Source organism: Desulfurispora sp. (genome assembly GCF_052744395.1).
In genome coordinates this window covers 1-15,406 of sequence record NZ_JBRAJI010000037.1, presented here as the reverse complement: position 1 = coordinate 15,406, position 15,406 = coordinate 1, and the positions used below count along the sequence as shown (strand labels likewise).

Genomic DNA, 15,406 nt, shown 5'->3' with positions numbered 1-15,406 from the left:
CAGAAAGGATGGTTATTTTGCTTACAGCTCTGTGGAAAATAGGTGTACTATCGAGCACAGCTATCTTTGGCCTAAAAGCCGGTCTGGCGCTGGGTTTAAGCGGCCTATCCCGCCGCCTGGTCTTGCCTCTTTTGCTGACCTACGCTGTCGGGCTGTACGGCCTGATCCGCCTAATCGGACCCCGGGCCGGACCATGGCAGCAGTTGGCCGAAAAGTACAGCTATGCGGTTTTTCTGGCCATGGCCGTACTGATTATCTGGGCCGGTTTTCACACCCTGCGCGCCCACCAGGTGGAATGCTGCGACATCAGCCACATCAGCTGGCTGGCCCTGGCCGCCCCCTGCCCCTGCTGCTATGGGGCAGTGGCCCTCACCGTGCTGCTGGCCGCTCCCCTGCTGGGCGTAGCCACCCCCCGGCTGGGCCTGTGGGCGGCAGGCGTATTGGCAGCCGTCTCCCTATTGGCCTACCTGGCTGCCGGTCTGCTGGTGCGCCTGACGCGCCGCCCCCAACCCGTGCTTTTAGGGCAGCTCATGCTGCTGGTAGGCCTGTACTTTCTGGCGCTGGCTCTGGTCATGCCCGCGGTAAACAGCCTGAGCGGCCTAAAGATGAGCCCGCTGTACCTGCCTCCACCCGGTACCACCCTGCTGATGAGCAGCCTGGTACTGCTGCTGGGAGCGGTAGGGGCAGTACGGGTACTGCGCCACAAATACGGGAGGTGAAAAAATGCCCATACCGGGAAGCCAGTATTTAAGCCAGGCCCTGCACCTGGTGGCCCAGAGCCTGCTGCTGCCCGTGATCGCTTTCCTGTTGCTCTTTGTCGCTTACGCCGTGCTGGAACTGGGCGGCTTTATTGCCGAAATGGCCCAGCACCGCCGGATCAAGGCGGCCGAAATTGAGGAACTGCTGGCAGTTTTAAGCAACAGTAAAGGGCAGGGCATAAGCGCAGCCATTGCCGCCAGCAAGCTGACCGGCAGGCAAAAGGAGCTCCTGGAGCAAATAGCTGCCTGTCGCTGCTCTGGCGCGGCCCGCCGCGCCCTAGCCCGTCGCCTGCTGGAAGAAGAGGAGCTGGCCTGTGTCAAACAGGTGGAAAAAACCGACCTGGTAGCCCGCCTGGGGCCCGCCCTGGGCCTGATGGGCACGCTGATTCCCCTGGGTCCCGGCCTGGCCGCTCTGGGTGCCGGCAATGTAGAGGGGCTGGCCGAAGCCGTGATCATCGCCTTTGATACCACCGTGGCCGGCCTGGCGGCCGGCGGGCTGGCCTACCTGATTTCCACCGTGCGCCGCCGCTGGTATGAAGGCCATATCGGCGTGCTGGAAGCGGTGACTGAGCCCCTGCTGGAGGTGCTGGAAAATGTTGAGAAGAAAAAGCCGCTTGTCCAGCTTAAGAGGAGCGGTGGACACTGACCCTTTAAGCGGCGTGGCCAACCTGGTGGACGCCATATTAGTCTTTGCCTGCGGGCTACTGGTAGCCCTGGTGCTGTCCTGGAACCTGCAGAGCGTGGTCTGGAGCAAAAGCACCCCCGAGGAGCGCCGCCAGATGATGGAAGCCATCCGCCAGGTGGTGGAAATCAAAAAGGGGCGCGTTTTGAACGATTTGCCCGACGTGGTACGCGGCCAGGGCGAAGGCTACACCCAGGAAGGCATAGTCTACCGCGATGCCAAAACCGGCCGGTTAATCCTGGTGGCCCCGGGCAAGTGATTCCATACTGCTTTGATAAGGAGTTGATTGAATATATGTTCCGCCATCACTTTTCCGGGAGGTGGCGCAACAGCTTTGCCGGCCTTTGCCTGGCCATACTGCTAAGCATTACCGGATTGCTGCCAGCAGCCAACAACAGCATATCCAGCGCCGCAGAAAACCAAGATCAAACCACGCCAGAATCAGTATATACAGAGGCCGCTTCCCAGAAATCCACAAACGACCAAACATATTCCCAATCATCCACCTACTCGGCAGCCGGAACAAACTATCTGTCCCAGCAAAATAGCTCCGTGGAAGAAAGCGTATATTATCCCACCGTGCAGACCGACCAGCAAGGGCAATTCACATTAAGCAACCTCAATCAGGCGGCCCTGCTGCTCTACATTCCGGCTTCATCCCTGCCCGACCAGGTATCACCCATCCAGCTGCGGGTGGCCCAGGGTAGCCCAGCCGCCAGACTGATTAGCGGTCAGTTACAGCTATCCGCCGGCTTACAGAACGGCACGCTGACCGGACAGCTCACCTTCCAGGGCGTACCCCTGACCGGTGTCACCATCCAATGCCGCCCGGTGCTGACCGTGTTGCTGATTGCCTGGCCCACAGAAGCGCCCCAAATGCGCCTGCCCATGCAAATGGTTCATGAGCGCTATCCAGAAGTAGAATTCATCGCCCGCTCTACCACCCAGCTGGAAGAAAACCTGGCCGAACTGCCCGGGCTGGTTCAGCAAGCCGACCTGGTTTATATCAGCAATGTGACGCCCGGCAGTCTGGAAGCCGCCCTGATCGCCTTGAAAGACCAGCTGGCCGGTAAACAGGTGGCCGCCTATATGTCGCCCTATTACAGCTACCCGGTGCTGCGCCTGACCAATTTTGCCGGCACCCAACTGGTTGACAGGGACGGGAATCCTTTAAGCAATGACCAACTGGGACAGATCTGCCAATCGGTTTCCCAGGTGGTTTATCCCCAAACGCCGCTAGACCGGCTAAATGAACTGTCCACCCAGTATCCGGCCATGGCTAAATATTTTCAGGCCTGGCAATACCGGGTGGCCGACTGCGCCTCACCGGAGAACCGGGCCGAAATGCTGCTCTACCTGCTGCAGCAGGCCGGTTACCCGGCCTACCAGGCCCAACCGCCCCGGCCGGTGGCACCCTTTTTCCTGTACCGGCAGAGAAATATATTTTACAGCTTTGAACAATACGCCGCCCGCTACTGGCATGCCGATCGCCCGGCCGTGGGGCTGACCGGATGGTCCCCTCTGGTCAGTGAGCGGGGCGACGAGGAAGCCTGGAACACCATGATCATGTACCTGGAAAATAGAGGCTTTAATGTCATCCCCCTGCTCACCCAGGGCAACCCGGTCTACGGCCTGCCCGCCCTGCAGGGCATGCAGCGCTTTTTCCTGGACAGTAGTGGCAGGAGCCGGGTTTTTGCCGTAGTCAACCAGATATCCTTTAAACTGGGCGGCGAACAGGCAGCAGCCGTGGAAAAATTCCTCCAGCAGCACAACCTACTGGTCATCCGGGCCATTACCGACGCCGAAAGCATGAACAAGGCGGGGCAGTCCCTGGCCGAATGGCAAATCAGCGATCGGGGCATTAACTGGCCCGGTGTGGCCAGCCAGGTCACCCTGCCCGAAATGCAGGGACAAATCGAGCCCATTCTGGTGGGCACCAACCTGCTGCACACCGATCCACTCTCGGGCCTGCGGGTTAATCTAACCCAACCGGTGCCCGAACGCATGCAGCGGCTGGCCGATCGCCTGTACAACTGGTACCGGCTGCGACAGCTGGACAACGCCCAGAAAAAAATAGCCCTGATTTACTACAACTACCCGCCCGGCAAGCAAAACATCGGTGCCTCCTATTTAAACACCCCGGCCTCTCTCATGCAAATTTTACAGTCCCTGCAGCAAAACGGTTATCAGACTGGTGAGCTGCCGGCCAATGAACAGGCCCTGCTGGAGCGCCTGCTGCAAAGCGGTATCAACGTAGCTACCTGGGCCCCGGGCGAACTGGCCAGGCTGGCCGACCATGTGCTGCTCTGGGAGGCAGAAAAATACCGCCAGTGGTATGAACAATTGCCCGCCCTCACCCGCCGCAGCATGGAAGAAGGCCCGCTGGGGTATATCCAGGAAGTAGTGCGGCTGGCCCGGGAAACCGGCGAAAACAAGGAAATACACAGCGTGTTGAGCGAATGGCATAAAGCGCTGCGCGGCACCATTGAACAAATGAACTTTGCCCAACGCGAACAGGCCCTGACGCTGCTGGAGCAGGCCTACCGGGCCCTGCAAGACCTGCTCAAAGGCCAGACCGACGAGGCGGCCTTTACTGCCATCAAAAAACAGTTCCTGGCCCTGCAGGTACCCGGACTGTGCGGCTGGGGTCCGCCCCCGGGCCAGGTCATGACCGTGTCCAAAGAAGGCCGCAACTACCTGGTCATTCCCGGCTTTATGCTGGGCAACATCTTTGTCGGCCCCCAGCCCCAGCGGGGTTATGAAGCCGACAGCGCCGCCCTGTATCACAGCCAGGTAGTACCTCCCCACCACCAGTACCTGGCCTTCTACGCTTATTTGCAAAAAGAGCTGGGCGTGCACGCCCTGGTGCACCTGGGCCGGCACGGCACCTATGAATGGCTGCCCCGCAAAGAAGTAGCCCTGAGCAACGCCGACTACCCCGATATCTGTGTGGGCGACCTGCCTTCCATCTACCCCTATATCATGGACGGGGTAGGGGAGGTACTGCACGCCAAACGGCGGGGCCTGGCCGTGAGCATCAGCCACCTCACCCCGCCCTTGCAAGGTGCGGAACTCTATGGCGACGCTGCCGCATTAAAAACCCTGCTGGAGCAATACCAGGCCGCCTCCCCGGAAATGAAAGACAGTGCAGCCCGGGAACTGCGCCAGCAGGCAGCAAAAATGCACCTGGAAAACAATTTGACCAAACCAGTATCCCAGCTGAATGACGCCGAGCTGGTCGAACAACTGGAAGCATATCTGGAAGAGCTAGCCAATAGCTGGTTGCCCCTGGGCCTGCACACCTTTGGCCGTCCCTGGACCAGGGAGCAATTGGTTACCATGCTCTCCTCCATGGCGGCCGTTCCCAGCCTGCCTGCCGGCATGGGGCAGTTTGTCGCACCAGCGGAACTGCTCAACCGCTACGGCAATAATCTGGCCGCCCAAACCATCGGCCAGCTGGTTGATGGAAACTCCCGGGAGCAGGTAACCGACCAGGTGCTGGCCACGGCGCAGGCCGCCCAACCCGACCTGCCGGCCGAAATCCAAACCCAACTGATCCAGGCAGTGCAAAAACTGCATGAATATACCACCAAGCTGCAGCAAAGTCCCCAGCGGGAAATGGAAATGCTGCTGCGGGCTTTAAACGGCGACTTTATCCCGGCCGCTCCGGGCAACGATCCCCTGCGCAACCCGGCGGCACTGCCCACCGGCGGCAATCTCTACGGCCTGGATCCCGGCCGCATCCCAACCCCGGCCGCTCTGGCCCGGGCCCGGGAACTAGCCCGTCAGGCCCTGCAGGAGTGCCAGCCCCTGCCAGAGCAAATGGGCGTGGTGGTCTGGGCCACTGAAACCCAGACCGACAGCGGCACCACCGTAGCCTTTATCATGCAGCTGCTGGGCGTAGAGCCTATCTACGGCTACGGCATGAATGTACTGGGCGTACGGGCCCTGCCCCTGGAGCAACTGCAACGGCCCCGCCTGGACGTCCTGATGAGCACCAGCGGCATTTTTCGGGAAACTTTCCCCCAGGTAGCCATATTGTTGGACCGCAGTGTGCGGGCCGCTCTGGCTGCTTCCTACCTAACTATTAAAGAAGAAATCAACCGTCTGCCCGACCCGGACCGACAGACACAGGCCCGGGCCGCCCTGGAAGGCGCTGTGAGCACCCTGCGGGCCGCCGGCCTGTTCATCCCCGGCAGCGATCCCCTGGAACAAAACCATGTCGCCCGGCACTGGCTAGCCGATCTGGGTTTGCTGCTGGACCAGGGCATGAGCGGCGATCAGGCCGGCCGGGCAGCCATCACCCGCCTGTTCGGGCCATCCCTGGGCGCCTTTGGCACCAACCTGCCCGATGCGGTACGCATGGCCCAAACCTGGCAAGACCGCCAGCAACTGGGCAACCTCTACATTGACAGCATGCAGCATGCCTACCGGGAAGACGCCTGGGGAGAACAGCAGCGCGACATTTTCACCCAGCGCCTTAAAGATACCGGCGCGGTGTTCCACTCCCGCTCCACCAGCCTGTACGGGCTTTTGGACGTGGACCACAACTTTGAATACCTGGGCGGTTTTGGGCTGGCCGTAGAAGCCGCCGGCGGCAAAGCACCGGGACTTTTTGTCCTGAACCAGCAAAATCCGGCAGGAGCAAAAGTGGAAAGCGCTGCCAGCTTCCTACAAAAAGAACTGGCCGCTCGATATTTCAACCCGGACTGGATTAAAGCCATGATGGAACAAGGTTATGCCGGGGCCCGAGAAATGGCCCACGGCTTTGTAGACAATCTCTGGGGCTGGAACATTGTGGCTCCGCAGCTCATTGCCGACTGGCACTGGCAAAAAGTCAAAGAGGTTTATCTGGATGACCAGTACGGTCTGGGCCTAAAAGAATGGTTCAACCAGCAGAATCGTGGCTATTCCCTAATTGAGATCACCGGCACCATGCTCACGGCTGCCCACAAAGGTTTCTGGCAAACCGACCGGGCTACCTTAAAACAAATCGCCGACACCTGGGCCCGGGCCATTATCCAAAACGGCGCCGCCTGCTGCGACTGCAGCTGCGGCAACCTGCAGATGATGCGCTGGGCCAGCACCCTGGTGGACGCCAACCTGCTCAGCCAGCTGACCAGCCGACTGGAGCAGGCCACTGGAGTGGTTTTAAGCGAACGCTCCCGCCACAAGAGCAAAAAATCGGAGCATCCGGTACAGCAACCCGCCAGCCAGACTGTACCACAGCCCGCCCAGCCGGAGCAAAACCAGCCACCGCTAGAACAGCCCGCAGCCGACCTGCCGCCGGCCGGTGAGCAAAGCAATACAAGCGTTCTAACAAACACCTCCCAAACAGCACCTACTGCAGCGAGAGAAGATGCTGTACAACCTGCCGGTCCCTCCATAGCCATGGCCGAACAGGAATCAACCAGCAACGAACCGCCAATCAGCCTGCCGGCCACAGCCAGCCAGAAGCCGGCAGCGCCCGGACCGGGAGAAAAACAGGGCGGCAACCAACCGCCCCTTAAGGCCTACGAAGTGCAAAAAGAAACCACCAAAACAGCACCGCCCCGCCCCACAGTGCCCCTGCTGGGCTTTATCGGCGTGCTGGCCCTGGTGGTACTGTCCGGCATAGGATTTGCCCTGCACCGGCGGGGCAGATAGCCCGAAATATGAGGAAGCCACCTCGCCAGGCGGGGTGGCTTTTTTGCGAAGCGGGGGAGGGGGAATCCGCAGTAGCTCCTCCCGCCGGGGTTTTTTTTAATCACCGCAAGCAAAATATTGAGCATCGCTTCGGGCAAAACGGAAAAAATGACCGGCTCGCTATCATAACAGTACCCCTTCCCCCAAACACCGCCATACCAGCCGCAGCACCTGCTCCACGGATATGCCGTGCCGGACAGCCAGTTCCTTCACCTCATCGGCGGCCGGTTTGACGTGCCAGACCGATCCGTCCGGCCCGTAAGCGATTTTCACCGTCACCTCGCCCAGCGGGGTGGCGATTTTTTCTTCCCGACGGGGCAGCACATAGCGGTTTTCTAGCCGGCAGCGCACTCCCAGGGCGGGGGAGTGCTGCAAGATGAGCCGGGCCAGTTCGTGGCTCAGGGCGGGATGGCAAAGCACGGTCAGGGCGTGGCCGGGGCGGTTTTTCTTCATCTGGGCCGGGGTGACGGCCACATCCAGCGCCCCGGCGGCAAAGAGCAGCTCAAACAGGGCGCTGTACCATTCGGGGGTACAGTCATCCAGGTGGGTGGTGAGCACGGCAATTTCTTCTATAGTAATACCGCCGGACAGGCTGTTGCCGGCTGCCGGGGCAGCACAAAACTCCTCGCAGCTGGCAGATAGCTCGCCAGCGCTCATAACGTCGGGCACACCGTTACCAGCCCGGGCAGTATGACCATCCGCACGGCCGCCGTCCCGGGAGCTGCCACCACCTGCTCCGGCAAATTCCCCGGTTGCATTTTCTTTCTCTCCCGCCACGGACAGACTCGATCCGTCTACACCGGCCACCCCGGGCATCCAGCTCAAATAACAGTTCCCCGTCGCCAGGCGCTCGTACAAAAACACCCGCAGGGCGTTGGGCTGGCCGATTTCCCGGCTGCCCAGGCCGTAACCCACCGCCCGGTAGGTGCCGGCGGGCAGGGGGCCAAAACCCTGCGCCAGCGCCCGCACCAGGGCCGCTCCGGTGGGAGTGGTCAGCTCGGCCTGCACCGCCGAAGGACGCAGGGGCACCCCCTGCAGCAAGATAGCCGTGGCCGGCGCCGGTACGGGCAGCAGGCCGTGAGCGCAGCGCACATAGCCGCCGCCGGTGGGCAGGGGGGAGCAGAGCACCCTTTCCACCCCCAGCTTGTGCAGCAGCACGGCCGCACCCACGATGTCGATAATGGAATCCACCGCCCCCACTTCATGGAAGTGCACATCCTCCGGTAAGCGGCCGTGCACCCGGCCCTCGGCCTGCGCCAGAGCAGTAAAGACCGCCAGGGCGGTCTCCTGCACCCGGGGGTGCAGAGAGGATTCTTCCAGCATGGCGCGGATTTCCCGAAACGAGGTATGGTGGTGGGCCGCTTCCCGGCAATGGCTGTGGGCTTCGTGCCCGGTTGCTCCCGTCGCCTCCTCCCAGGGCCGGCCCCGCCCGTCCAGCACCTGCACATAGGTGCCGCTGATACCGTGGCTGAGCCGCCGCTCTATGTGCAGCTGCCACTCTGGCAGGGACAGTTTGCCCAGCTCGCTCTGCAAATGACCGGCGTCACCCCCGGCGTCCAGCAGGGCTCCCAGCAGCATATTACCGCTGATGCCCGAAAAGCAATCCAGGTAGAGTGTGGCCAAATTGTTTCCGCTCCCTTCAACATTGCTTGATTAAACAAAAGCCGGGCTAGCCACCCGGCTTTTGTTATATGGAGAATAAATAATATTATACCGCAGCTTTTCAAGCCCTTTCGTCAGCCCGCCCCTGCACAAACACCGCCGCATTCAGAATAGCCCCGGCCAGGCAGGCGGCTCCGAAACCGTTGTCAATATTCACCACACCCACTCCACTGGCACAGCTGTTGAGCATGGCCAAAAGCGCCGCCAGGCCGCCGAAACTGGCCCCGTAGCCCACACTGGTGGGCACGGCAATCACCGGCCGGTCGGTCAGGCCGCCCACCACACTGGCCAGAGCGCCCTCCATGCCGGCCACCACGATGAGCACCGCCGCCCGGCGCAGCAGTTCCAGCCGGTCCAGCAGGCGGTGGATGCCGGCCACCCCCACATCATAGGCCCGTTCCACCCGGCAGCCCAGCATGTTAGCCGTCACCACGGCCTCCTCGGCCACGGGCAAATCGGCCGTACCCGCACTGAGCACCAGCACCAGGCCCGGCTTCTCCGGCTCCCCGGGGCATCCCAGAGTAATGCAGCGGGCGGTCTCATGATAATCGGCCTGCGGGCACAGCTGCTGCACGGCCCGGTAGTGTTCCGGCGTGGCCCGGGTGGCCAGCACCCGGCCGTGGCTCTGGGCCAGCCGGTGAAAAATATGCCCCACCTGCTGCGGTGTTTTGCCCTGACAGAAAATCACCTCGGGAAAACCGGTGCGCAGCTGGCGGTGGGTGTCCAAATGAGCATACTCCAGGCTGGCATACGGAAAATCCCGCAGCCTGTGCAGGGCCTGTTCTGCCGAAAGACTCCCCCCGGCCACCTGTTGCAGCAAATGATAAAGCGCCTCCCGATTCAAACAGCATCCCACCTTGCTTCCACCAGTATTCAATATTATTTCGGTAAATTCCCAGCGCAAGCCAGATTATACTTACGAATATAACATACCACCGGAGGTTATGACTATTGAAAAAAAAGACCCGCCTCCGGCACCACCCAGCGGGCAAGAAGCGGTTTACTCAATGACTACCGTTTGCTCTGAGCCAACAGCGAAATCCTGGTATTAATTTCCCCCAGCTTTTGCACCAGATCTTCTTGCAGGCTGCTTTGCTGGCGAGCCGCCTCCAGGTTTTTGGCGGCCACAACATCGATGCGCTGAAATACCTGCTGCAGCTCGGCAATGTTTTGAGCAGTTTCCCGGGCCGAGCGGGCACTGTTGCTGGCCAGCTGGCGAATTTCCTTCGCTACCACACCGAAACCGCGACCGGCATCCCCGGCCCGGGCCGCTTCAATGGCCGCATTAAGTCCCAACAAGTTACTGTGGCTAGCAATATCCTCAATGGTCAGAAGTATTTGGTTGGCCTGTTCCACTTTAAGGCAGGCCTGCCGGGCTATGGCAGCCAATTCCTCACCCACGGCCGCCAGTTGCTGGGCTACAGCGCTGTGCTGCTGGGTGGCGGCATAGGCTTCCCCTATTTGCTGGCCGACCAGGGCTACGGTGCTTTCCACCCGGGCAGCCGCCAACGCCTGCTCCAGCCACAATTCGGCTACCCGGATGGCAATTCGGGCCAGCGGTTTGGTGCGATAGGGATCACCCGAGATACCCAGCACCGCCAGACGCCTTCCCTGCCAGACAATGGGCGAGGAAAAGCCCGGCCGCACACCGCTCATACGCCGGCTATCCTCTTCCGTAATAAAAGCTTCGGCAATTTCTCCAGCCAGGATTTTCCGCGCCCCTTCGTGCACTGTACCAATGCGCTCCGGCTGTGTACTGGCGATAATCACCCCGCCCGCTCCCATAATATGTACATCCTGGCCCGCCTCATCGGCTAAAAGGCGTACAATCTGCGGAGCAATTTCTTCCAGGACGGAATAAACCTGTTCGGACATAACCATAGCACCTCCAAATAACTATCCCATAGTTGATCGAGGTAACCAGATCGCGCAGAGTTAATGCATAATTAAAGCAATTATAACATACTCACTGGTCTGATCATACGATCTTTTGTGTAAAGCAAAGAGCGAATAAATAACCATCCTGCCAATCAGCAACACCTTCTCGCATTCAACCGTGCCTGTTGTTCAACAAGTTAACCGGACAGGTTTAAGAACTGAACATTGGGGCAATAGTGGAGGCCACCGCGCACACATAAATCCACGCCCTGTCCTCTTGGCCCCGACGGGCACACATCTTGCACCTGCCCGGAGTACCGGAGCGCCGGGGAGATATGCCTGCCCACCGGTTAGACCGGCATTCGGCGCCCAGCTCAAATCATCTTACAGGGAGGCCCTCGTATGTGCTGGAAAACGGCCGGCTGGTGCTCTCCGGCACCAGCCGGGAACTGCAGCAGAGCGACATGGTCAGGCGGGCCTATATCGGTGCATAAGCAGCCTGCCGCAGCATACCGGTACAAATAAAAGGCCCGGCAATAACGCCTCCAGCGCATTGCCGGGCCATCGTTTGCTGGTTTTACCCGGTTAGATGGTTAGTGGGCACCCTTTTCGGCCAGCCTGCGCCGCTCCTCCTCCACCAGCTTGCGCCGCAGCAGCTTGCCCACCGCCGACTTGGGCAGCTCGCTGCGAAACTCCACCTGTTTGGGCACCTTGTAGGGCGCCAGCTTCTCCTTGCAGTAGGCCACAATTTCCTCCACGGTGGCGCTTTCGCCCGCTTTCAGCACAATATAGGCCTTGACGGTTTCCCCGGGAAGGGCACCCCGATGCTGCCCGGCTTGTTGGGACCAAACGCGGGGTTGCAGTGGGTCACCGGCGAGGCTTCCGAAAGGCCGTAGCCTTCGGCAAATTCCGAACCCGTGCCCTGGAGCAGATCCTGGAAGCGGTAGATCAGATCCACCGGCATGGGTGCGCCGCCCGAGTTGTAAATCATCACATGGTCATATTCCTTGAACTCGGGGTAGTTTAACAGGGCGATGAACATAGTGGGCACACCGGGAAAATAGGTGGGCCGGTATTCCCGGATGATTCGGGCAATCTCCTCGGGTATAAAGCGGGGCACCAGAATCAGCGTGGCTCCGGCAGCAATGGCCAGGTTCATGCAGGAAGACATACCGTAGACGTGGAAGAAGGGCAGCACGCCCAGGGTGAGCTGTTTCCTTTCTTCACCGACAAAAAAGTGGTCGGTCTGCTGGGAGTTGGCATACAGGTTATAGTGGGTGAGCATGGCCCCCTTGGAAACGCCGGTGGTGCCGCCCGTGTACTGCAACAGGGCAACCACACCTCCATTATATTAATAATATTGGCAATATTTTGATAACACGATTTCTTAGTTGCCCGGTCACCACTGCTATCTGCACCGTCCCGGCCGCCGGCCAGCGTCCAGAAGGAAAACGGGCAGGAATAACCGGTACCTCCCGTCAATACCCCCTTTCTTCCAGCAGGCGACTGTAGTCATAAAACCCCTGGCCGCTTTTGCGGCCCAGGCGCCCCTGCGCCACCATACCAACCACAGCAGGGGAGGGCTTGTACAGCGGGTCACCGGTCCCCCGGTAATGCTCCCGGCCAATCAACAGCACCAGATCCAGCCCGATCAGATCCATCTGGAAAAAAGGCGGGGTGCGGTGTCCCAGCCCTTCCCGCACGGCGCGATCAATGTCCTCGTAGGAAGCCACCCCGGAGTCGTAGAGAAACAGCGCCTCCCGGTGCACAGACGACAGGATGCGGTTGACCAGAAAGCCGTGGATCTCCTTTTCCAGCATGCCGCTGGATCATGCAAGGGCTGTGCCGCCCGGCCTGTCACAACCGGCATTCTTTCCGCTCAGCGACCCGCACCTTCCGGCCGGCCCAAAAAAATCCGCGCCTTTGGCGCGGTAAAGCCCCGGTGCCGCCAAAGGCGCTGCCCCCGGTTCATATTCTGAACATAGCTGTTTAATTATTTAACCAAATTGCAACCACCCGTTATATCTTGAACAGCGCCAGATCGAAGCCGTCCGCTGCCTTGTAGCGGTGGAAAATGTAATGGCGGTACTGGACATAGTCCTGATAGTTGCAGGGTATACCGATCTCCCGCATGGCCTGTTCGAATTCCTGCAGATCGGGCGGGCAGCCCTTGATGGCAATGGCTTTTTTGATGTGGGGGTTATCCCGGTTCAGCTTGTACGGACACAGGCCGAAAAGCACCGTGTAATCAAAGCCAGGGGAGGCCTGCTGCACCTTGCCGCTGATCAGCTCCACGTTGGGGAAGGGCTCACCTTTGAAGGCCGCCATGAGCATGACCAGCACCGGATTGAACAGCATGGAGCAGCCGGTGCACATGGTGCTGTCGTATTTGCGCACGGCCAGGCCCGTGATACCGCGTTTGGCATAGCCCAGGGGGCCGGTGTTGTCCGGGGTCCATTCCCAGTCGTACTCCAGGGGATGGATGTTTTGCTCCAGCGGTTCGCCCACCAGCTCCAGATCATGGATATCCACACTGCCGCCCGTCAGCCGGGCATAGTAGGTCAGGTGTTCGACTGCGGAGGCCCGGTAACCCAGCAGCGCCGCGCCCACCACATCGGCGGCCAGCATATCCCGGGAAGCCACCAGCAGATCCAGGCGCCGGGCGGTGCCGGTGGGACCGGGCCCCTTGGCCAGACCGAAAACACCGTCAATCAGGGTCAGCGCCACGGGCAGCCTGGCCGCAATATGGGGGAAAGTGTGGCTTAATTCCACGTCCCGGCCGTGGCAGTGCATTTTGGAGGCGCGATTGATGCACCCTTTCAGGTTCTTAATGCCCAGGGAGACCCGGGTCTGGTTGTGGGTTTTCAGCACCGGCACATTGATGATCTTGTCGGCTGCCAGCGCACTTTCGGCCAGGTGCAGGGTCAGGCCGCCCAGATCGGTTTGGACAAATTTTTCTTCATTGAAGTCCACCAGCTTCACGCCATATCTGTCCCGCAGCACGTGATAGCCCAGTTCCTTATACATGGCCTGACCAATGGTTTTGGGCACCATCAGCGGCCCTTCACCAATGGTGATGTCGCCAAAGCCCTCCTCGGCCAGCACCTGCACCAGGGCGGCCAGCACGGCCGACGTGGTCACCACCCCGTAGGGGGGAAAGGGCAGGTCGAAGTCCCAGGAGACCAGGTTAGGCTTGATCAAGATCCTGTCCCCGGATTTTAACCCGGCCAAGCCGTCCGACAGTTCCAAAGCCCGGCGCACCGACTGATAAGCCTCATGGAATTTGACTACCGCTACAAGCGACTTGCTCATTGCTCATCCCTCCAATGCTGGTTTGCTTTCCCGGCCCAGTACTACACTACCGTCCAACCGGTACTTTTTCAGCTTTTTCCACAGGGTGGTGCGGGAAAGGCCCAGCAGCCGGGCCAGTTCTCCCTTGCCGCCGCGCACTATCCCCATGGCCTGCTCAATGATCTGGCGCTCCATTTCTTCCATTTTTCCCAGTTGCAAAACCAGTACCTGCTGATCGGGTACCACCGCGCCCAGCTGCCTGAGCTGCAATTTCTGCAGCAGGCTGCGAAAGGTGGTAAGCCGGTCCGTGTCCTCCTCGCCCAGAGCCACATACCGCTCTACAAAGCCTTCCAGTTCCCGCACATTGCCCGGCCAGGCATAGTTTTTCAGCTCTTCCTGCGCTACCGGCAGGCGGTTTACCACCATAGCGGGGGGTTCCGGCAAACATATCTCGCCATTGTGCGGCCGCCCGTTGCCATAAACCCGCCGCAGCAGGACGCAAAACTCGCCCAGCGTCTGTATGGAGCGGCCCAGCACCCGGCCGGCGCTCAGTCCGGTCATTTTTTCCGCTGCCGGGTTGAACACCACCACCCGGGCTCGCTCGTCCACCACCAGCACACCATCAAACGTATGGTGCAGCAGCATCTGCAGCATGTGCTGGCCCATTTCACTCCACCGCTGACCGCTGCAGATAAATGGGCTCATCTCAAATCCGGGAGCCAGTGACATCACCATCACCTCCGGCTTTCTCGCATCATTCCTTGCGCCGCAGTCCGCCCAGAAGAATCTCCCAGAAGATCAGGCCAATCTGCTGCGGGGTCAGCCTTCCGTCCGGTCGCATCCACTGGTAGGTCCAGTCGCACATGCCGAAAATACCCTTGACCACCACATCCAGGTCCAGATCATCCCGCAGTTCGCCGCTGCTCATACCCTGCTGCACCACTTCCCGGTACATCTGCTCCAGCCGGTCCCGCTTTTCCACAATCAGGGCCAGCTTGTCCTTGTCCATATACCGGTTTTCTTTAAAAAATACGCGCACATACATCTTGAAGTCGGCAATCAGCTGTACCAGATCCACCACCAGCTGGCGCAGCTTTTCGGTAGCCGTAAGATCGGGGCGGGACCGCACCTGGTCGGCCTGGGCCAGGATTACCTCAATAAACTGGTCGTGAATCAGGTACAGGATTTCACTCTTATTGCTAAAATAATGAAACAGGGCCCCCTTGCTCACCCCGGCGTGCTCGCAGATCTCCTGCAAAGAGGTGCCGTGGTAGCCCTTCTGGCTGAAAAGCTCCACGGCCGACTGGATAATCCTGCTGCGGGTATCCACAATGTTCACCTCGCATCTCCCACCGGCATGGCGGCATTGCACCGTCCGGCACCCTGCCCGCCTGCAGCGACATTTTTCTCCATATAACATACCGACCGGTCGGTATGTTAATTATAATCT

13 protein-coding genes are annotated in these 15,406 nt (G+C 60.1%); 4 read left to right on the top strand and 9 right to left on the bottom strand.

Annotation, left to right across the window (positions count from 1 at the left end; genetic code table 11):
• Nucleotides 1-17: 17 nt before the first annotated feature.
• The 4 genes from ACUVTU_RS10135 to ACUVTU_RS10120 all read left to right on the top strand — a co-directional run bounded on the left by ACUVTU_RS10135 (nucleotide 18) and on the right by ACUVTU_RS10120 (nucleotide 7,086).
• A complete protein-coding gene (locus ACUVTU_RS10135) occupies nucleotides 18-719 on the top strand; it encodes a DUF2162 domain-containing protein (protein ID WP_445889849.1) in 702 nt (233 codons plus the stop codon).
• Between the two features lie 4 nt (nucleotides 720-723).
• The gene (locus ACUVTU_RS10130) at nucleotides 724-1,404 is read left to right on the top strand and encodes a MotA/TolQ/ExbB proton channel family protein (protein ID WP_445889848.1); all 681 of its coding nucleotides are present in this window, start codon (nucleotides 724-726) and stop codon (nucleotides 1,402-1,404) included.
• On the top strand, nucleotides 1,373-1,699 hold the full coding sequence (locus ACUVTU_RS10125) for a DUF2149 domain-containing protein (protein WP_445889847.1): 327 nt from the start codon (nucleotides 1,373-1,375) through the stop codon (nucleotides 1,697-1,699). The genes ACUVTU_RS10130 and ACUVTU_RS10125 overlap by 32 nt, the downstream gene beginning before the upstream one ends.
• A 293-nt stretch (nucleotides 1,700-1,992) precedes the next feature.
• Nucleotides 1,993-7,086 (top strand): cobaltochelatase subunit CobN, encoded by a 5,094-nt coding sequence (locus ACUVTU_RS10120; RefSeq protein WP_445889846.1) that lies wholly within the window; start codon nucleotides 1,993-1,995, stop codon nucleotides 7,084-7,086.
• Nucleotides 7,087-7,248: 162 nt separating this feature from the next.
• Here ACUVTU_RS10120 and ACUVTU_RS10115 read toward each other — a convergent pair whose 3' ends face one another.
• From ACUVTU_RS10115 to ACUVTU_RS10075, 9 genes are all read right to left on the bottom strand, one after another.
• Complete coding sequence (locus ACUVTU_RS10115) at nucleotides 7,249-8,748, bottom strand: LarC family nickel insertion protein (RefSeq protein ID WP_445889845.1); 1,500 nt, start codon at nucleotides 8,746-8,748, stop codon at nucleotides 7,249-7,251.
• A gap of 100 nt (nucleotides 8,749-8,848) precedes the next feature.
• Nucleotides 8,849-9,631, bottom strand: a complete 783-nt coding sequence (gene larB / locus ACUVTU_RS10110) for a nickel pincer cofactor biosynthesis protein LarB (RefSeq protein WP_445889844.1) — start codon at nucleotides 9,629-9,631, stop codon at nucleotides 8,849-8,851.
• 167 nt (nucleotides 9,632-9,798) lie between these two features.
• On the bottom strand, nucleotides 9,799-10,662 hold the full coding sequence (locus ACUVTU_RS10105; RefSeq protein ID WP_445889843.1) for a sugar diacid recognition domain-containing protein: 864 nt from the start codon (nucleotides 10,660-10,662) through the stop codon (nucleotides 9,799-9,801).
• A 596-nt stretch (nucleotides 10,663-11,258) separates the two neighbouring features.
• Entirely contained in the window at nucleotides 11,259-11,450 is a 192-nt protein-coding gene (locus ACUVTU_RS10100) for an AMP-binding enzyme (RefSeq protein ID WP_445889842.1), read from the bottom strand.
• Nucleotides 11,444-12,004 carry an AMP-binding protein gene (locus tag ACUVTU_RS10095; RefSeq protein WP_445889841.1) on the bottom strand — a complete coding sequence of 187 codons (561 nt, stop codon included), beginning with the start codon at nucleotides 12,002-12,004 and terminating at the stop codon, nucleotides 11,444-11,446. Before ACUVTU_RS10095 ends, ACUVTU_RS10100 begins: the two co-directional genes overlap by 7 nt.
• Nucleotides 12,005-12,143: 139 nt before the next feature.
• The gene (locus tag ACUVTU_RS10090; RefSeq protein ID WP_445889840.1) at nucleotides 12,144-12,485 is read right to left on the bottom strand and encodes a 3-hydroxyacyl-CoA dehydrogenase family protein; all 342 of its coding nucleotides are present in this window, start codon (nucleotides 12,483-12,485) and stop codon (nucleotides 12,144-12,146) included.
• A gap of 199 nt (nucleotides 12,486-12,684) precedes the next feature.
• Nucleotides 12,685-13,977 (bottom strand): DUF362 domain-containing protein, encoded by a 1,293-nt coding sequence (locus ACUVTU_RS10085; RefSeq protein ID WP_445889839.1) that lies wholly within the window; start codon nucleotides 13,975-13,977, stop codon nucleotides 12,685-12,687.
• Nucleotides 13,978-13,980: 3 nt separating this feature from the next.
• Nucleotides 13,981-14,685: a helix-turn-helix domain-containing protein gene (locus ACUVTU_RS10080; protein WP_445889838.1), complete on the bottom strand. Its 705-nt coding sequence runs from the start codon at nucleotides 14,683-14,685 to the stop codon at nucleotides 13,981-13,983.
• Nucleotides 14,686-14,710: 25 nt separating this feature from the next.
• On the bottom strand, nucleotides 14,711-15,295 hold the full coding sequence (locus ACUVTU_RS10075; protein ID WP_445889837.1) for a TetR/AcrR family transcriptional regulator: 585 nt from the start codon (nucleotides 15,293-15,295) through the stop codon (nucleotides 14,711-14,713).
• Between the last annotated feature and the right edge of the window lie 111 nt (nucleotides 15,296-15,406).

Excerpts from the sequence above, each read along its gene's own strand:
- ACUVTU_RS10130 (WP_445889848.1), top strand. The coding sequence starts at position 724 with ATGCCCATACCGGGAAGCCAGTATTTAAGCCAGGCCCTGCACCTGGTG.
- ACUVTU_RS10105 (WP_445889843.1), bottom strand. The coding sequence starts at position 10,662 with ATGTCCGAACAGGTTTATTCCGTCCTGGAAGAAATTGCTCCGCAGATT.
- ACUVTU_RS10090 (WP_445889840.1), bottom strand. The coding sequence starts at position 12,485 with ATGCTGGAAAAGGAGATCCACGGCTTTCTGGTCAACCGCATCCTGTCG.
- ACUVTU_RS10085 (WP_445889839.1), bottom strand. The coding sequence starts at position 13,977 with ATGAGCAAGTCGCTTGTAGCGGTAGTCAAATTCCATGAGGCTTATCAG.
- ACUVTU_RS10080 (WP_445889838.1), bottom strand. The coding sequence starts at position 14,685 with ATGTCACTGGCTCCCGGATTTGAGATGAGCCCATTTATCTGCAGCGGT.